Below are 17,179 nucleotides of genomic sequence, written 5' to 3' on the forward strand. Positions count from 1 at the left end.
GCCCTCACTCGTCAGGGCTGACCAACCCCAACCCGCGCAGGTAGATGCCGATCCCGGTTTCCAGCAGATCGTCTGCTGGAAAGGGCGAGGCGCGGCCGGGGGAGTTGCGGGCGAAAAGTTCGACCACACCGTGGCTCATCGCCCAGATATGGGCCGAGAACATGGAAGCCGGCGGGCGTTTGTCTTCGGGGATATGCTGGCTTAGGTCGGATGCCGCGCGTTCGAGCACGCCATTGGCGCGGTTGGCGGCATGGGCCAGTTCCGGCGTACGGTTGACCGAGATGCCGGATTCGAACATCGCGATGTAATGGCCGGGGTATTTGCGCGCGAATGCCAGATAGGCGCGGCCCGTGGCCTCGAACGCTTTCAGGGCTGAGGGTTGCCCGGATTCGTAAGCAAATTCCATCAATTCGGCAAAGATATCATAGCCTTGATGCGCGGCCTCGGCGATCAGGTCTTCGCGGCCTTCGAAGTGGCGGTAAACGGCGGCAGGGGTGACGCCCGCGCGTTTGGCGGCCTCGGACAGGGTGAAACCCGTGGGGCCGCGCTGCTCGATCAACTCAAGTGCTGCGTCGATCAAGGCTTGGCGCAGGTTTCCGTGATGATAGCCGCGCTTAGGCATCCCAGATGCCCGGCCCACCGCAGATGTCGTCGTCGATTTTGCCGATCGCCTTGGCGTCTTTCTGGGGATAGTCGAAGCGGTTCAGCAGATGGCGCATCGCGGCCAGCCGCGCGCGGCGCTTGTCGTCAGAGCGGATTACGGTCCAAGGGGTTTCGGGTGTATGGCTGCGCAGCAGGGTCTCGGCGATGGCGCTTGAATATTCCTCCCATTTGGCAAGACCTTTGACGTCGATCGGGCTGAGCTTCCATTGCTTCAAAGGATCGGATTCGCGCGACAACATGCGGCGCAGCTGCTCGGCCCGGCCAACGTTGAGCCAGAACTTGATCAGGTGAATGCCGTCTTCGGCGAGCATCTGTTCAAACGGGGTGACCTGCTCAAAGAAATGCGCGCGCTGTTCGGGGGTGCAAAAGTCGAAAACCTTTTCCACAACGCCGCGGTTGTACCAAGAGCGGTCATAGAAGACCATCTCGCCCGCAGTGGGCAAGTGTTTGATGTAGCGTTGGAAATACCATTCGCCCTGTTCCGTCTCAGTCGGTTTCGACAGGGCGACGACACGGGCGGAACGGGGGCTTAGGTTCTCGCGCATACGGCGGATCGTGCCGCCTTTTCCGGCGGCGTCGCGGCCCTCAAACACCATGACGACGCGCTGGCCTGTCTCGCGCACCCAAGATTGCAATTTGACCATTTCGATCTGCAAACGCTCATAGTCGCGCTCATAGGTTTTGCGCGACAGACGCTCGTCATGCGGATAGCTGGGCGAAAGGATGTCGTCCTTGTCGGAGCGGCGGATCACTTGGCGAATGTCCTCGGGGGCGTCATTCTCGTAAAAGGCGCTGATTGCGCCGTCAAAGGGCAGGTCCATGGGCGCTCCTTGCGGGTTGTTCTTGTTTCAATATGGGATGTTACGCCGATTAACGCAAACCCGCACGGGTGGCGGCGCGGTCGATTGTGTCGACCACGGCCTGCGGGTCGGCATGATGGGGCATATGGCCCATGCCGGGCAGTCGGGTGAGCGCGCCGTTGGGGATGTCTTTGATGAGTTCCTCGGCGTGGATATGCATCGGCACAATGGTATCGGCATCGCCGTGGATGATCTCGACCGGCATGGTCAGACGGTCATATAGTGCGGCCATTTCAACCACATGGGGGCGAAGCTGGTGCACCTGCTGGGCGTTGGCGCGGCTGGCGCTGCGGCGCAGGGTCAACCCGGTGCCGATGTGTTCGGCATAGCCGTCGGGCGCGGGCTGCGGAGCAAAGATCGCTTCAATACTGCTTTGCACCACGCTTTCGGGGACAAAGGCCGTGACGGCGGGGATAAAAAACGCACCGCCAAGCCGCGAGGCGCTGACGTTGTAAATCCAGCCCAGCTCACCGGGCCAAGGCTCTGACACGGCAGAGACAAGCACCAGCGCGGCGGTGTCTTTGGGCCGCTGCAAACCCCAAGCCAGCGCCACGGCCCCGCCAAAAGAGTGGCCCAGCACAATGGGGTTTTCGACGCCAAGCTGGTCGGCGGCTTTTTGCAGCAGCGCGGCCTGTTCTTGGGGCGATTCCCCCAGGGGGTTCCACGCGCCGCGTGCACCGGGCAGGCGGGCGGTATAGCCCATGCCGGGGCGGTCGAACATGATGACGCGGTAGCGATCGCTTAGACGCTCTGCGAAGCCCATGGTAAAATCACGCAGGTTGCCGCTGGCCCCATGGATCAGCACCAGATCAGGCCCGCTGCCGATAACCTTGGCATGGACCGGCAGGCCATCCACTGTGGTGATCTCGCCCTCGGGCGGGTGGCTGGCCTCGGCCCGCGCCTCGTGCCGCGCGGCGCGCCATTGGACGAGTGCCACCAGCAGCGCCAGCCCCAGCAGGAGAGCAAAAAGCAGTTTAATGGCCAATCTCATTCATGTCGAAAGGGGTGGTTTGATATATCTCGTTGATCCAATTGCCATAAAGCAGATGCGCATGGCTGCGCCAGCGGTTCACCGGGGCGCGCGAAGGATCATCTTCGGGGTAGTAGTTGCAAGGCACGTTGATCGGCACGCCGTTCTCAACGTCGCGGTCATACTCTTGTTTCAGCGTGTCGCGGTCGTATTCGAAATGGTTAAAGACATAGAGCGCACGGTGCGCAGGGTCTTCGATCAGGCAGGGGCCGACTTCATCACTGCCCAGTAGCGTGGTGAGGCCCGCGTGCGTGTTCACTTCGTCTTGGCGCATCTCGGTCCAGCGAGAGACGGGCACGGTGCAATCGTCCGAGAACCCGCGCAGATAGGGCGAGGCGGGCGCAAGGTTGCGGTGGCGGAAACAGCCGAAGGCTTTCTCGGGCAGAATGTGTTTCTTAACCCCATGGAAATGGTTGATCATTGCCATGCCGCCCCAGCAGACGCCAAAGGTGGAGTGGATATTGGTCTGGGTCCATTCCATCACCTCGCCCAATTCGTCCCAATAGGTCACCTCGTTAAACTCAAGATGCTCAATCGGGGCGCCGGTGATGATCAGCCCGTCGAATTTCTCGTCCTTCATCTCCTCGAAGGGGCGGTAAAAGCTTTCCATATGCTCTGCCGCCGTGTTGCGGGCTTGGTGGTCTGACATGCGGATGAGGCTGAGTTCAATCTGAAGAGGCGTCGCGCCGATCAGACGGGCGAATTGGTTTTCTGTCTGGATTTTCTTGGGCATCAGGTTCAGCAGGGCGATGCGCAGCGGGCGAATGTCCTGTCGGGACGCCAGTTCCTCGTCCAGCACCATGACCCCTTCGTTGCGCAGAACGTCAAAGGCGGGCAGGCGGGAGGGGATCTTGATGGGCATGAGACAGGTCTTTCAGGGGTAGCCAGAGCAGTCAGGTAATCTTGGGCGTGGTGGGTTCAACCGCCCGAGGGTAGGTGGCGGGCGATGAGATCGGTAAAGTCTTCGGGAGCTTTTAGTGTGTCGATGTCGGCAGGGGTGATCGTGACGCCCCATTTCGACATGGCAGCATAGCGCGGTTGGCGGTGTGACAGGGCGGCGGCATAGGTCCAGCGGATGAAATCATCGGGGTTCACGGCGTCTTCGGTGATGTTCTTTTCGGCCAGATAGTCGGCCCAAGCGCGGGCGAGGAATTCGGGCTGATAGGCCATCGGCTTAGGGGCTTTGTCGAAGCGGCGGATCAGTTCTTCGGTATGGGCTTCGTCACCTTTGATCCAGACCAGCATGCATTCCTCGGCCAATTGCTGCAAAAGCGGGTCGTTCGGGTCTTCGGGATCGACCCATTCGCAGATCGAGCCACCGGTGTCACAGATGAAGTGCGGATAGCCGTAGAGCGCTTCGGCGCGGTTGGCGAAATAGGCGGTGTCTTGCAGCGCATTGATCTCGGCCCGGCGGAACGCCTCTTGGCGCGTTGCATAGTCCGCCATCGGCAGTCCGCCGCGCGCGGGATCGCCGGGTTTGCCGAGCCACGTGGCCACGGGCGATAGATTGTCGAAGGTGATGTTTGAGCCGATGTAGATGCTATCGCTGAGCAGCAGATCACGTAGAAACGGCACCTTCATCGCCTCGGCTTTGGCGTTATCAGCGATCAGTTCGCCGAGATAGCGGGTGCCGATACGGTAATCGATGGAGTAGTGAAACCAATCCCCGCTGGCGCGCAGCAGGCTGGACAGATGGGTTTTGCCCAGACCCGACATGCCGAAGATCAGAACTTTGCGGCGCGGGGCCGCGCGCCAGTCGTCAGCCGTGGGGTAGAGCATGTATCACCAAGGTTAAGTGCTTCGTTTCCCCTGAGTACCCCAGTGTTTAACAATACGCCAGATGCGGCCATCGAGCACCAAAAGCCCAAGCGCCAGCAGGGCAAAGCCGGTGTAGGCGGCAGGGCGCAGAGTTTCATCGCGCAGCCATGCGCCGAGCAGGATCGCCACGGGCGCAACCAACAGCGTCACCAGCATAAGGTTGCTGCTGCCCGCCATGGCCAGCACGCGGTAATAAAGCAGATAGGCCAGCGCCGTGGCGGCCAGCGCGTAATAGGCAATCGCGGTGAGCGTCGCCGGGGCAAGGTCGAGCGTGAGCGGCCCTTCGACGGCCCATGCCAGCGGCAGCATGATCAGCGTGGCCCCGGTCAGCATCCCGGCGGCGGCCAGTTGCGGCGGCTGGCCCGGCAGGAATTTCCGCGCACAGACACCCGCCATGGCATAGGACATCGCCCCGCCCAGCACGGCGAGCTGCGCAAGGCTGCCGAGGTCGAAATTCGTGAGGTTTTCCAACCCGATGGCGGTGCTGACCCCGGCAAAGCCAAGGCAGACGCCAATCGCTTTGCGCGGGGTGATGCGTTCATCCGCCAGAAAGATTGCGGCGGCCAAGACGCCAAAGATCGCCGTGGCGGCGTTGAGGATTGAGGTCAGGCCAGAGGGGATGTGCAACTGCCCCCAGGCCATGAGCGAGAAGGGGATCACATTGTTCAACAGCCCCATCAGCAGGAAGGCGGCCCAGATGCGCGGGTCGCGTGGCAGTGGCAGGCGCATGAGGATCACCGCGCCCCAAAGCACCAGCATCGCCCAGAACACCCGATGCGCGACCGAGGTCAGCGGTCCGATCTCATCCAGTGCCACCCGCACGGCGACAAAAGACGCGCCCCAGAGGAGGGCAAGAAAGCCCATTTCGATCCAAGCGCGCGGGGGGATGGTTTTTTGTGTGATCATGGGGCGGGTTTAGGCCGTTCCATTGATCGGCACGACCCGAAAGATGCGCATGCATAAAAAAACGCCGCCCGAGGGGTTCGGGCGGCGTGATCTCGGTGGTGTTTCTGGTGTGGATTAGAAGGTGAAACCGACTTTGACACCAAAGGCCACGGCATCGTTGTCTTCGAATTCCGCTGCGGGGGCAAAGCCCGGAATTGCGGTCTCTGCGTCACCGATGTTGACGTAACGCACGCCGGTGGTGATTTTCATGTTGTCGCGGGTATAGACGGCGGCCAGTGCGAGGCTCTTGTTGCCATCGGTCGGGCCGAGGTTGGAGGCAAAGCCGCCTTCAGACTTCTCATAGCCGACAGAGGCGGAGACCGACCAATTGTCATTCAGACGACGGCCCACACCCAGCGAGTAGGTGAATACATCATTCTCATAGCTCACGAGAGATGCACCGCCTGTGGCGCCAGCATAGGCAGCCGGAGAAATATCGAAGGACGACCAATCAACCCAGCGGATGCCACCGAACAGAAGCGTGTCAGCCGCGATGCCGGTCTGGAAGTCGAGGTTCACCGACTGGGGTGTTTCGATTTCGGTTGTGCTCATGACTGCGCCGAACTCGGTGGTGTCAACGTCATGGTCGATGCTGGAGTTATAGGTCAGCGCCACGCGCATGGCGATGTCGGGGCGTTCATAGGCGACACCAGCGACATAACCGACGCCTGTGTCGCGCTCACCATCAACCGTATAGCCGCCGACGAAGGGGACAGCCGCTGTGGCTTCGATGGTTTGCACGCGCAGACCGCCGTGAACGCTGAAGTTGTCGTTCATCCGGTAGCGCAGCAGGCCGGTCAGAGCGTGCGCGTCAAGATCGGCCTGCGCGCCTGCGGCGTAGTAGCCGGTGCCCGTGGGGTAATCGATGTCAGCGCCAAAGGGCTGGTCGTAGATGATCGCATAGGACAGCTTGTCGTTGATGTCTGCCTTATAGGCGGCGCCAAACTGCATGTAGCTTTCTGTGGCGTTGCCTGAATCGCGGCTGCCGAGGGCCGCAACCGAGGTGCCCGAGGTGTCGGGCGAGATATGCCCGAAGCTGAATTCGGCATAGCGCCCGTTTTCAAACAGGGCGTTGATGGATTGGCCCGACCGATCGATACCGCCAGCGTGAACGAGTGCCGTAGATGCCAACAGTGCCGGAATTGCCAAGAAATAGGTTTTCATTTTCTTTCCTCCCAAGACTTCTGTGCGGTTCCTCCCCGGCACAGGTTAGAAACGATCTAAGCGGATAGCTGCCGTTTGCGTCAATCACTGACCTTGGGTCAGGTTGAAATCTGGGCAAACATTACTTGGGGTGTGCTTTGCGGGTCTCAAACCAGATGTTGAGGTAATTGCCCGCAAAAATGATCGCGGCCCCGACGAAGACCCAGACGTCGAGCGCTTCGGCATAGAGGAGCATCCCGACAATCGCGATCGCCGGAAGGCGGACGAAATCAATTGGCACCACCACGGTCGCGGGGGCGAGGCTCAGCGCGTTGGTTAGACAGTAATGCGCAAGCAACCCACAGGCGCCGACGAGCAGCAGAAAGGGCATCGTCTCGACAGTAGGTACGGCGATATCGCCGTCGTAGCCCGCCGAGATCAGGCCAAAGATCAATTGCAGCGTGGTGAGGTAGAACAGGATCGTGGTGATCCCTTGGGTCCGCGTCAGCCGTTTGGTCAGCACATTGGTCAGGGCAAAGAAGACCGCACAGCCCGCCGCCGCCAGAATGCCGGTGTTGAGGTTGCCGATATCAGGCCGTGCGACGATCAGGATGCCGATGAACCCCATGACCGCAGCCAGCGCCCGCGTGGCGGTCAACCGTTCGCCCAGCAGAAAGATCGACAGGACGATGACCCATAGCGGAGAGGTGAACTCAAGCGCGAAGACCTGCGCCAGCGGGATCAGCGACACCGCGAGGAACCATAGGTTCTGCCCGATGAAATGCGCGAGGTTGCGGATAAGTTGTAGGCCGAAGTTGCGGGTGTTGATCTGCCGCCACGCCCCGGTGGCCCAAGCGAGCGACAGGACGATGATCACGCCGATCACACTGCGGTAGAGCATCACCTCAAATGTATCGAACCGCGCCGAGAGTTCACGCCCCGCCACAGCCATGGTCGAGAAAGAGCCGATGGAGCCGATCATCCAGAGTGAGGCGCGGACGGTAGGGGTCATGTGCGGTTGGTCAATTGGTCATCGCCCTTGGCCTCGTCGCCGATGATTTGGCGGTCGGTGATCGGTGTGTCGGTGATTTTGTAGTCGCGTGTGATCCCGGCGGTGAGCCTTGCCCAGTCTGACGCCGCCGTGCGGGTCTGATGCGCCTCAAATGCTGCGCGGTCGGTGAAAAGTTCCGATACATGCCACAGGAGGGGATCGTCGGTCGGGATCACGTCGAAGCGCAAACACCCCAGCTCGGCACGGGTGAGGCGCTGATGCGCGTCAAGCCCCGCACGCACCCGGTCCGCTTGGGCCCGGGTGGCGCAGCGAAGGTGGCCGCTGAGGGCCACCCTCATGTTTATTCCCACTCAATGGTGCCCGGAGGTTTCGAGGTGATGTCATAGGTGACGCGATTGATGCCCGGCACTTCGTTAATGATCCGTGTGGCGGTTTCACCAAGGAAGTCATGGGAGAAGGGGTAGTAGTCCGCGGTCATGCCATCCACGGAAGTCACCGCGCGCAGGGCGCAGGCGAAGTCGTAAGTACGGCCATCGCCCATCACGCCCACGGTGCGCACCGGCAGGATCGCGACGAAGGCTTGCCAGATATCGTCATAGAGACCATGGCGGCGGATCTGATCGATATAGACCGCATCGGCCTCGCGCAGGATGTCGAGCTTCTCGCGGGTGATCTCACCGGGGCAGCGGATCGCAAGGCCCGGCCCGGGGAAGGGGTGGCGGCCAATGAACGACGGCGGCAGACCGAGTTCACGGCCCAGCTCGCGCACTTCGTCTTTGAACAACTCGCGCAGCGGCTCGACCAGTTTCAGGCCCATCTTTTCGGGTAGGCCACCGACATTGTGGTGGCTCTTGATGGTGACCGAAGGGCCGCCGGAGAAGGAGACGCTTTCGATCACATCGGGGTAGAGCGTGCCTTGGGCCAAGAAAGTCGCATCGCCCACGTCTTTCGCGTGTTTCTGGAACACGTCGATAAAGAGCTTGCCGATGATCTTGCGCTTGGTCTCAGGGTCAGAGACACCGTCGAGCTCGCCCAAGAACAACTCCTGCTCATCGGCATGGATCAGGGGCATGTTGTAGTGGTCGCGGAACATGGTGACGACCTCTTCGGCCTCACCCTTGCGCAGCAACCCGTGGTCAACGAAGACGCATGTCAGCTGATCGCCGATGGCTTCGTGGATCAGCACGGCGGCGACGGAGGAGTCCACGCCACCGGAAAGGCCACAGATCACCTTCTGGTCGCCAACCTGCTCACGGATCGCGGCGATGGCTTCCTCACGGTAGGCGCTCATGGTCCAGTCGCCTTTGAACCCTGCCAGACGCACGAAGTTCTCATATAGGCGCGGGCCGTTGGGCGTGTGGTGCACCTCGGGGTGGAACTGCACCGCGTAGAAGTGACGTTCGACATCCGCGGTAATGGCGAAAGGCGCGTTGGGGGAGGTGCCATAGACCTCAAACCCCGGAGCGATCTTGCTGACGTGGTCGCCGTGGCTCATCCAGACCTGTTCGCGGTCTGTGGCGAACCAGCCCTCCAGCAGATCAAGCTGTTGGCCCGTAGGGGTCACAAACGCCCGGCCAAATTCTGCGGTGCCGTGACCGCGCTCCACATGGCCGCCAAGGCAATGCATCATGACCTGTTGGCCATAGCAGATGCCAAGGATCGGCACGCCCAGTTCAAACACAGCCTGCGGCGGACGCGGTGCGCCTTCGGCAAACACAGAGGACGGGCCGCCCGACAGGATCACCGCCTTAGGCGCGAATTCCTTGAGGAAGGCTTCGTCCACCGTGTTGAACGGGTGGATTTCGCAAAAGACGTTCAGCTCCCGCAGGCGACGCGCGATAAGCTGCGTGACCTGGCTGCCGAAGTCGATGATGAGAAGGCGGTCATGGGTGATATCTGTCATGGGGCCGTGATTAGGCCCGTGGGCGCGCTCTGGCAAGTCTCTAGCGGGCCGAAGACGCAGCCCTGTCGCGTTTAATTCGCGCAAGTGGCGCGAGGACGGCACGCGATGTCGCTTTTTGCCGCTAGAGGGCGTTATCCGCGCGAAGGGGCACTTGGGAATGGGGTAGGCACAGGCCAAGAGTTGCGGGAAGGATAAAGCAATGGCGGAATCAGCACGACGGGCACGCGGCGGCGGAGGTGCGGCACGGCGCGCGGCACGCACAGCCGTCTCATTCGAGACAGCGCGCTATATCGAGCGGAACATCCCGAACTTCGAAGTGCTGACCGAAGAAGCGCTGGAGATTATCGAGCATAACGCCGACACGGTCCTCGAAGAGATCGGCGTGAACTTCCCCGACAACCCCGATGCGCTGGCACTGTGGCGGGACGCCGGTGCCGATGTGCAGGGCGAACGGGTGCGCATCCCACGGGGGCTGGCGCGCAAGCTGTGCTCTACCGCCCCCTCGACGATCACCCAAGTGGCGCGCAACCGCGAGCGGGATGTGGTGATTGGAGGCAAAAGCCTCGTCCTCGCCCCGGTCTATGGCCCGCCCTTCGTGCGCGATGCCGCAGGGGGGCGCCGCTATGCCACGCTGGCGGATTTCCAGAAGTTCGTGAAGCTCGGCTATATGTCGAAATGGCTGCATCACTCGGGGGGGACGGTATGTGAGCCGACCGACATCCCGGTGAACAAACGCCACCTCGATATGCTGCATGCCCATATGACGCTCAGCGACAAACCCTTCATGGGGTCGGTGACCGAGCCGTCGCGCGCGCAGGACAGTATCGATATGTCCGGCATCCTTTTCGGTAAGGACTTCGTGCAGGAAAACACGGTGATGACCTCGCTCATCAACATCAACTCGCCGATGACATTCGACGATGTGATGATGGGGGCGCTCAAGGTCTATGCCGAGAACAATCAGGCCTGCATCATTTCGCCGTTTATCGTAGGCGGTGCCATGGCCCCGGTGAGTGTCGCAGGCACGCTGACGCAGGTCTTGGCCGAGACTTTGGCAGGGATCGCCTATAGCCAGCTCGTCCGTCCGGGTGCGCCTGTAATCATGGGGGCTTTCGTGACCTCCATCGATATGAACAGCGGTGCGCCCACATTCGGCACGCCTGAGGCCGCGCATATCACCTATGGCGCTGGGCAACTGGCCCGCAGGTTGAACCTGCCTTACCGGAGCGCCGGGTCTTTCAATGGCTCGAAACTGCCCGATGCGCAGGCGGCCTATGAGACCTCCAACAGTCTGAACATGGGGCTTCTGTCTGGGGTGAACTTCATGCTGCACGCCTGTGGCTGGCTGGAAGGGGGGCTTGTGTCTTCTTTCGAAAAATTCGTCATGGATGCCGATCAACTGGGCACGCTGCATCACCTCGCCCGCGGGGTGGAGATGGACGAGAACGCGCAGGCCATGGACGCAATCCGCGAAGTCGGGCCGGGGGGGCATTACCTCGGTTGCGCCCATACACAGAACAACTTCCGCGAGGCGTTTTGGAAATCCGACCTGCTGGATTACAAACCTTTCGAGACATGGTCGGATGAGGGGGCGCGCGATACGCAGACCCTTGCCACCGCGCGGGTCGAAAAGATGCTCGCCGATTATCAGCAACCCGCGCTTGATCCGGCCATTCGCGAGGCGCTTGATGCCTTTGTCGCGACCCGCAAGGCAGCGGAGCCGGATAGCTTTACCTAAAATGGGACTGCGGGGGGGCGAACCCCCGCTGCGGCCTTTACGCGCTGGGGCTCTGCGCGGCTCTCAGAAAACGCGCTTCGCCGACCATGGCGATCAGCACATCCACATGCCGGATCAGGCTATAGCTTGCATCTGCCGTCTTGCGCTGGGTGTTCAACTCGGCCTCGATCTCGATCAATTTGATCAGCGCCGTGCCGTGGCGTGGCAACATGCCAAAGCCCAATATGCGGGGCAGATGGGTGCCGCGCCGGTAATCCTCGGCGCCGATACGGGCGGCGCGCATCAACAGCCGCGGGCGGTGAAGTCTTTGCAGCATGGTCAGCAGATCTTGCATCACAACTCTCCGGTGAACGGGGGGTGAATCACCCCGGATCATCGAAGCATGACACAACCTTTCCGGGTGTTGCGCGTCATAGCTTCGCGGCGAACGGCGCATACCGGTGCTGTTTACCTTTTGGAAACAATCATTGCCAAATGCGACGATTTTAACCAACGGGTAACCAAAACATCCATAGGTTGTGAATAACTCTGGGGATAACTCTCCGGCTTGGGGACCCGCCAAAATGGAAGTGGCAGTCAATTGAAGGCGCATCACCAAATCCAACAGACCGTCCTGCCGGGATGGGTGCCGCACGGAGCCCTGCATTACCTCGCACATACGGAGACCGGCGCACCGATCCGGGCCTTGGCACGCCAAGCTGGCTGCCATGCCTCGACCATCATGCGCCAAATCCGCCGTATCGAGACAAGGCGCGACGATCCGCTGGTGGATGCCGCCCTGCGCAGGCTCGGGGCGGTGCGGCGCGCTTTGGATTGTACTGCTGGCCCCCCAGCAGGAAAGACAGCGACAATGACCAAACCCGCCACCCCCCTTCTTGACGAAGACACTTTCGCCGCCGAGGCGCTGCGCGTCCTTCGGCGCCTGCATGAGACGGGCGCGATCCTCGCCGTGGCCGAGGGCATGGAAAAGGCCGTCGTCCTGCGCGAGACGGACACCGGCCCCGGCGCACGCACCGCTGTGGTAGACACCGCCGTGGCGCAGGCGATGGCCCTGAAAGATTGGATCGCTCCCGGCAGCACAGGCCGGGTAACGCGCTACCACATCACCAGCGCCGGGCGGGCTGCGCTGCGGCGGATGATAGAAGACCAAGGCGCGGGCGCCCATGGCTTTGCCGAAGATCAGACCGCGTTTCTGGGCATGGCCAGCGGCCCCGAGGCAGAAGAGGGCGCGGATGCCGATGCGGCCCCGCGCCGAGGCCGCTATTGCCTGTCGGAAAGCCCGCTCTCGGCGCTTGCTCGGCGGCGCGATAAATCCGGTGCGCCGTTTCTGAACGAGGGGCTGGTCCATGCCGGTGAAAGGCTCCGTGAGGATTTCGAACTGGCGCAGATGGGCGGTGAGGTGACCCAAAATTGGGATCATTTCCTGACGCCGGGCGCCAAACCCAGCGGGCGGCGCGAGGGCTCGGGCAACATGGCCGCAGCAGAGGCGCGCAAGCGGGTGGCAAATGCCATGGCCGACCTCGGCCCCGGCCTGTCGGACGTGGTGCTGCGCTGTTGCTGCTATCTGGAAGGGCTAGAGACCACTGAAAAGCGGCTGGGGTGGTCGGCGCGTTCAGGCAAGATCGTGCTGCGGATCGCGCTGATGCGGCTGAAACGGCATTACGACGAAACCGTAGGCCCGGGCGGCCCGATGATTGGATAAAGATAGGGCGGCAGGGTGATGATCCTGCCGCCCGGTTGTTTTAGTCTGCGACCTTCGTCGGCGTCTCATCGGTCACCGAAATCGCCACTTCGTCTTTCTCGCAGGCGGCACGCACACCGGCGGCATAGTCGGGGTGCACTTTCTCAAGCACCGCATACCAGCGTTCTTTTACCGGCTGCGAACACGGCGCCATGGCACCGGCCATGTTCTCATGCAGACGGTCACGCTGGGCCTGATCGAACACCTCGGTGTAGAGCTTGCGCGGCTGGACGTAATCGGCATCTGTCTCCTCTTGGACATAGCGATCCGCATCGCCCGAGATGCGCAGCGGCGGTTCCTGAACCGAAGGGTCGGGGCGGGCCGATTCCTCATATTGGTTCGGCTCGTAATATGCATCCGGGTGGCCGGTCTGCTGCGGGAAGAACCGCATGGAGCCGTCCTTGTGGTAGTGGTGCATCGGCGCGGCCTTGGGCGCATTGGCAGGCAGGGCCTCGTAATGCGTGCCAAGACGGTAGCGGTGCGCGTCCGCATAGGAAAAGACCCGCGCTTGCAACATCTTATCGGGTGAGAAACCGATGCCGGGCACCTTGTTCGACGGCGAATAGGCGGCGTTCTCGATGCTTTGGAAGTAGTTGTCGGGGTTGCGGTTGAACTCCAGCATACCGACCGGGATCAGCGGGTAATCCGCATGCGGCCAGACTTTGGTCAGATCAAAGGGGTTGAAGCCGCAGGTCTCGGCCTCCGCCTCGGGCATGACTTGGATGTTCAGCTCCCATTTCGGGAATTCGCCGCCTTCAATCGCGTTGAACAGATCCTCTTGGAAGTTCTCGCGGGTCGAGCCGATCAGCTTTTCCGCGTCCTCATTGGTGCGGTTGCGGATTTCCTGCTGGCAGCGGAAGTGAAATTTTACCCAATGCCGCTCGCCCTTGGCGTTCCACATCGAATAGGTGTGGCTGCCGTAGCCGTGCATGTGCATCGGGTTCACCGGAATGCCGCGGTCCGACATCAGGATGGTGACCTGGTGCACCGACTCAGGCTGGGCGGCCCAGAAATCGAACATCGCCTCGGGCGAGCGGAGGTTGGTGCGCGGATGGCGCTTTTGGGTGCGGATAAAGTCCGGGAACTTATAGGCGTCGCGGACAAAGAAGATCGGGGTGTTGTTGCCCACCACGTCCCAGTTGCCTTCTTCGGTGTAGAATTTCACCGAGAAGCCGCGCACGTCACGCTCACTATCGGCCGCGCCCAATTCGCCCGCCACGGTGGACCAACGCGACAGGATTTCGCAGGTCTTGCCCACCTGAGAGAAGATCGCGGCGCAGCTGTATTCACTGATGTCATGGGTCACGGTAAAGGTGCCCTCGGCGCCCCAGCCCTTGGCGTGAACGGCCCGCTCGGGGATGCGCTCGCGGTTCTGATGGGCCAGCTTCTCTATCAGTTGGTAGTCGTCCAGCAGCACCGGGCCACGGGCGCCTGCGGTCTTGCTTGTTTCGTTGGTCGGCATCGGTGCGCCGGCAGTGGTGGTGAGACGCTTGCTCATCTTGGGTTCCCCTCGGTTATTGTCTGAGAGGAGGATGATCCATTCCGCCCATAATTTCCAATTGCAGTTTTGTAAAATTGCGATAGGTAAAAGTTATGAACTTCACCCTAAAGCAACTCGAATATTTCCGCGCACTGGCGACCTTGGGCAACTTCGGGCGGGCGGCGGAGGCGAGCAATATTTCTCAGCCTGCGCTTTCCGTGCAGATCCGCACCTTAGAGGAGTCGCTTGGCGGGCGGTTGATCGAACGGCAGAGCCGCGCTTCGGTCCTGACACCCTTGGGCAGAGAGGTGCTAACCCGCGCCGAGGATATTTTGCGCCGCGCCAAATTGTTGGAGGCCACCGCGCGCGAGCAGGTTGGGCTGGCGGGCACCTTGAACCTTGGGCTGATCCCGACCGTGGCGCCCTATCTGCTGCCCGGTGTGCTGGCCGCCCTGCGCGCGCAGGATATTTCCCTGCGGGTCGAAGTGCGCGAGGCGCAAACCGATCAATTGCTGGCCGATCTGCGCGCCGGGGCGCTGGATGCGGCGGTGATGGCGGTGCCGACAGGCGAAACCGGACTGGCCGAAATGCCCCTGTTCGAAGATCGCTTTTTGCTGGCAGGCTCTGCCGAGCGGATGGCGGGGGCGGATGTCGTTCGTCCGACCGATCTGGCTCGCACGCCGCTGATGCTGTTGGAAGACGGTCACTGCCTGACCGATCAAGCGCTAGAGGTTTGTCAGCGGGACCGGACGCAGGCGGGTATCCACACGGGCGCTTCGTCCCTCGCGACCCTATCGCGGCTTGTGGAGGCGGGGTTTGGCATGACCTTGATGCCCGAGATCGCCGCCAAAACCGAGCTTGATGCCGCGCCGGGCCTACGGTTGCACCGTTTCGGCACGCCGGAGCCTGCGCGGCAAATCGGCCTCGTACGCCGAGCGGGCACGCCGGGCAGCGGTTGGGCGGCGCAATTGGCCGAGACGCTGAAAGAGGTGGGGGAAGGGCTGACCGGGCAGCTGCGCGCGAAATACTAGGCGCGGACGGGGCAGCGGGGTCAAAGGGATCGGGCCAAACAGCCCGATCCGATCACATGAAAGGGGCTTAGGCCGCTTCGGTTTGTCTCTGGTTTTCGAGGTGTTCCAGAACGGTCTCGGGGCTAGACACACCGTAGGGGTCATCGCCGTGATTGTCGCTGATGCCGGGCTCTTCAAACCATGCTTCGATCTGGCCGTCGTTGACGATCGCCGCATAGCGCCAGCTGCGCGCACCAAAGCCGAGGTTGTCTTTGGCAACCAACATGCCCATGCGGCGGGTGAATTCGCCCGACCCATCAGGGATCACGTCGATGTTCTGGACGCCCTGCATCTCTTTCCATTTGTTCATGACAAAGCTGTCGTTGACCGACAGGCAGTAAATCGCGTCGATGCCATGCTCTTGGAACGCGGCGAAGTTGTTCTCAAAGCCGGGCAGCTGGTAGGTGCTGCATGTCGGCGTGAAGGCACCGGGGAGGGAGAACAGGACAACGCGCTTGCCTTTGAAGAAATCTTCGCTGGTCTTGTCTTCCCAGCGGAAGGGGTTGTTGCCTTCGATGCTTTCGTCGCGCACGCGCGTTTTGAAGGTGACGTTGGGAACTTGAATACCGGGTTTCATCGCGTCTCTCTTTCTCGGATTGGAATCTTTGTCGGTTCGTAGCCCATATAGGCAGCCTGATCAACTCTCGCAATGCTGCAACTGCATTGTAATTTTCCGGTGAAAAAACAAGGCGCTAAATCAATGGTAAGGGGTGATGCCGCTGATGCATGGCAGCCTTGTCTTGGGGGCGCATGCTGTAGGTGGTCATCCGGTCACGCACTATGATAAACAGGCAGCGACACAATGATCAGAGGCCCCCGATGCGCGATCTGAAGATTCCCGAACAGCGCCACCCCGAAAAGGCGCGCAAGCCCGACAACGCCCAGCCGAAAAAGCCAAGCTGGATCAGGGTTAAAGCGCCCGGCGGCAAAGGCTATGCCGAGACCGCGCGCATCATGCGCGACAACAAGCTGACCACGGTCTGCGAAGAGGCGGGTTGCCCCAATGTGGGCGAATGCTGGTCTCAGGGGCACGCCACCATGATGATCATGGGCGAGGTCTGCACCCGCGCCTGTACCTTCTGCAACATCGCTACGGGTAAGCCACCAGAGGATCTGGATGTGTTCGAGCCGGGCCGCGTGGCCGATGCGGTCGCCAAACTGGGGCTGAACCACGTCGTTATTACTTCGGTTGACCGCGACGATATCGAAGATGGCGGGGCGGAACATTTTGCCCAAACCATCCGCGCCGTGCGCCACCGCAGCCCCGACACGACAATCGAAATTCTAACACCGGATTTCATCCGTTGCTGCCCCGAAGCCCTTGAAAAGGTGGTCGAAGCGCGGCCGGATGTGTTTAACCACAACCTTGAAACCGTACCGGGCCTCTACCCCGAAGTGCGCCCCGGCGCGCGTTACTTTCACTCCCTCCGCCTGCTTCAGCGGGTAAAGGAGTTGGACCCGTCAATGTTCACCAAATCGGGCATCATGGTGGGCTTGGGCGAAGACCGCCAAGCGGTCATTCAGGTGATGGAAGACATGCGCGCCGCCGACATCGATTTCCTGACCATTGGCCAGTATCTGCAGCCCACGCCTAAGCACCACGCGCTGGACCGTTTTGTCACGCCGGAGGAATTCACCTCCTACGAAAAAGCGGCCTACGGCAAGGGCTTCCTCATGGTCTCGGCCACGCCGCTGACCCGGTCGAGCTATCATGCGGGCGACGATTTCGCGCGTCTGCGCGAGGCGCGGAACCGCAAGCTGGGTATCGCGTAATCC

General features: G+C 61.4%; 17 protein-coding genes. 4 read left to right on the plus strand and 13 right to left on the minus strand.

Annotated features, from left to right (window positions below; all coding sequences use genetic code 11):
* Nucleotides 1–4 precede the first annotated feature (4 nt).
* From J3456_RS04360 to guaA, 10 genes are all read right to left on the minus strand, one after another.
* Nucleotides 5–622: a TetR/AcrR family transcriptional regulator gene (locus J3456_RS04360; RefSeq protein WP_349579043.1), complete on the minus strand. Its 618-nt coding sequence runs from the start codon at nt 620–622 to the stop codon at nt 5–7.
* On the minus strand, nt 615–1,484 hold the full coding sequence (gene ppk2, locus J3456_RS04365; protein ID WP_349579044.1) for a polyphosphate kinase 2: 870 nt from the start codon (nt 1,482–1,484) through the stop codon (nt 615–617). The genes J3456_RS04360 and ppk2 overlap by 8 nt, the downstream gene beginning before the upstream one ends.
* 49 nt (nt 1,485–1,533) lie before the next feature.
* A complete protein-coding gene (locus tag J3456_RS04370) occupies nt 1,534–2,514 on the minus strand; it encodes an alpha/beta fold hydrolase (protein ID WP_349579046.1) in 981 nt (326 codons plus the stop codon).
* A complete protein-coding gene (gene metA / locus J3456_RS04375) occupies nt 2,498–3,415 on the minus strand; it encodes a homoserine O-acetyltransferase MetA (protein WP_349579047.1) in 918 nt (305 codons plus the stop codon). Before metA ends, J3456_RS04370 begins: the two co-directional genes overlap by 17 nt.
* 56 nt (nt 3,416–3,471) lie before the next feature.
* A complete protein-coding gene (locus J3456_RS04380) occupies nt 3,472–4,332 on the minus strand; it encodes an ATPase (protein ID WP_349579048.1) in 861 nt (286 codons plus the stop codon).
* 12 nt (nt 4,333–4,344) lie between these two features.
* Nucleotides 4,345–5,277, minus strand: coding sequence for a DMT family transporter (locus J3456_RS04385; protein ID WP_349579049.1), 933 nt, complete (start codon nt 5,275–5,277; stop codon nt 4,345–4,347).
* A gap of 114 nt (nt 5,278–5,391) precedes the next feature.
* Complete coding sequence (locus J3456_RS04390) at nt 5,392–6,480, minus strand: OmpP1/FadL family transporter (RefSeq protein WP_349579050.1); 1,089 nt, start codon at nt 6,478–6,480, stop codon at nt 5,392–5,394.
* Between the two features lie 121 nt (nt 6,481–6,601).
* Nucleotides 6,602–7,471, minus strand: coding sequence for a DMT family transporter (locus J3456_RS04395; RefSeq protein WP_349579051.1), 870 nt, complete (start codon nt 7,469–7,471; stop codon nt 6,602–6,604).
* A complete protein-coding gene (locus tag J3456_RS04400) occupies nt 7,468–7,809 on the minus strand; it encodes a putative quinol monooxygenase (RefSeq protein ID WP_349579052.1) in 342 nt (113 codons plus the stop codon). Before J3456_RS04400 ends, J3456_RS04395 begins: the two co-directional genes overlap by 4 nt.
* 2 nt (nt 7,810–7,811) lie before the next feature.
* Nucleotides 7,812–9,374 carry a glutamine-hydrolyzing GMP synthase gene (guaA, locus tag J3456_RS04405; RefSeq protein WP_349579053.1) on the minus strand — a complete coding sequence of 521 codons (1,563 nt, stop codon included), beginning with the start codon at nt 9,372–9,374 and terminating at the stop codon, nt 7,812–7,814.
* Nucleotides 9,375–9,573: 199 nt separating this feature from the next.
* Between guaA and J3456_RS04410 the strand changes: the two genes are divergently transcribed.
* Nucleotides 9,574–11,112 carry a trimethylamine methyltransferase family protein gene (locus tag J3456_RS04410; protein WP_349579054.1) on the plus strand — a complete coding sequence of 513 codons (1,539 nt, stop codon included), beginning with the start codon at nt 9,574–9,576 and terminating at the stop codon, nt 11,110–11,112.
* Nucleotides 11,113–11,149: 37 nt separating this feature from the next.
* Here J3456_RS04410 and J3456_RS04415 read toward each other — a convergent pair whose 3' ends face one another.
* Nucleotides 11,150–11,446 (minus strand): DUF6477 family protein, encoded by a 297-nt coding sequence (locus J3456_RS04415; RefSeq protein WP_349579056.1) that lies wholly within the window; start codon nt 11,444–11,446, stop codon nt 11,150–11,152.
* 246 nt (nt 11,447–11,692) lie between these two features.
* Here J3456_RS04415 and J3456_RS04420 point away from each other — a divergent pair, with 246 nt between their 5' ends.
* On the plus strand, nt 11,693–12,814 hold the full coding sequence (locus J3456_RS04420) for a DUF6456 domain-containing protein (RefSeq protein ID WP_502989485.1): 1,122 nt from the start codon (nt 11,693–11,695) through the stop codon (nt 12,812–12,814).
* 40 nt (nt 12,815–12,854) lie between these two features.
* Here the strand turns inward: J3456_RS04420 and J3456_RS04425 are convergent, their stop codons facing one another.
* On the minus strand, nt 12,855–14,351 hold the full coding sequence (locus J3456_RS04425) for a catalase (RefSeq protein WP_349579057.1): 1,497 nt from the start codon (nt 14,349–14,351) through the stop codon (nt 12,855–12,857).
* Between the two features lie 95 nt (nt 14,352–14,446).
* Between J3456_RS04425 and J3456_RS04430 the strand changes: the two genes are divergently transcribed.
* Nucleotides 14,447–15,364 carry a hydrogen peroxide-inducible genes activator gene (locus J3456_RS04430; RefSeq protein WP_349579058.1) on the plus strand — a complete coding sequence of 306 codons (918 nt, stop codon included), beginning with the start codon at nt 14,447–14,449 and terminating at the stop codon, nt 15,362–15,364.
* Nucleotides 15,365–15,431: 67 nt separating this feature from the next.
* Here J3456_RS04430 and J3456_RS04435 read toward each other — a convergent pair whose 3' ends face one another.
* Nucleotides 15,432–15,980 carry a peroxiredoxin gene (locus J3456_RS04435; RefSeq protein WP_349579059.1) on the minus strand — a complete coding sequence of 183 codons (549 nt, stop codon included), beginning with the start codon at nt 15,978–15,980 and terminating at the stop codon, nt 15,432–15,434.
* Between the two features lie 242 nt (nt 15,981–16,222).
* Between J3456_RS04435 and lipA the strand changes: the two genes are divergently transcribed.
* A complete protein-coding gene (lipA, locus tag J3456_RS04440) occupies nt 16,223–17,176 on the plus strand; it encodes a lipoyl synthase (protein ID WP_349579060.1) in 954 nt (317 codons plus the stop codon).
* The last annotated feature ends 3 nt before the right edge of the window (nt 17,177–17,179 follow it).

Source organism: Sulfitobacter sp. NFXS29, assembly GCF_040148765.1.
Lineage (GTDB): Bacteria > Pseudomonadota > Alphaproteobacteria > Rhodobacterales > Rhodobacteraceae > Sulfitobacter.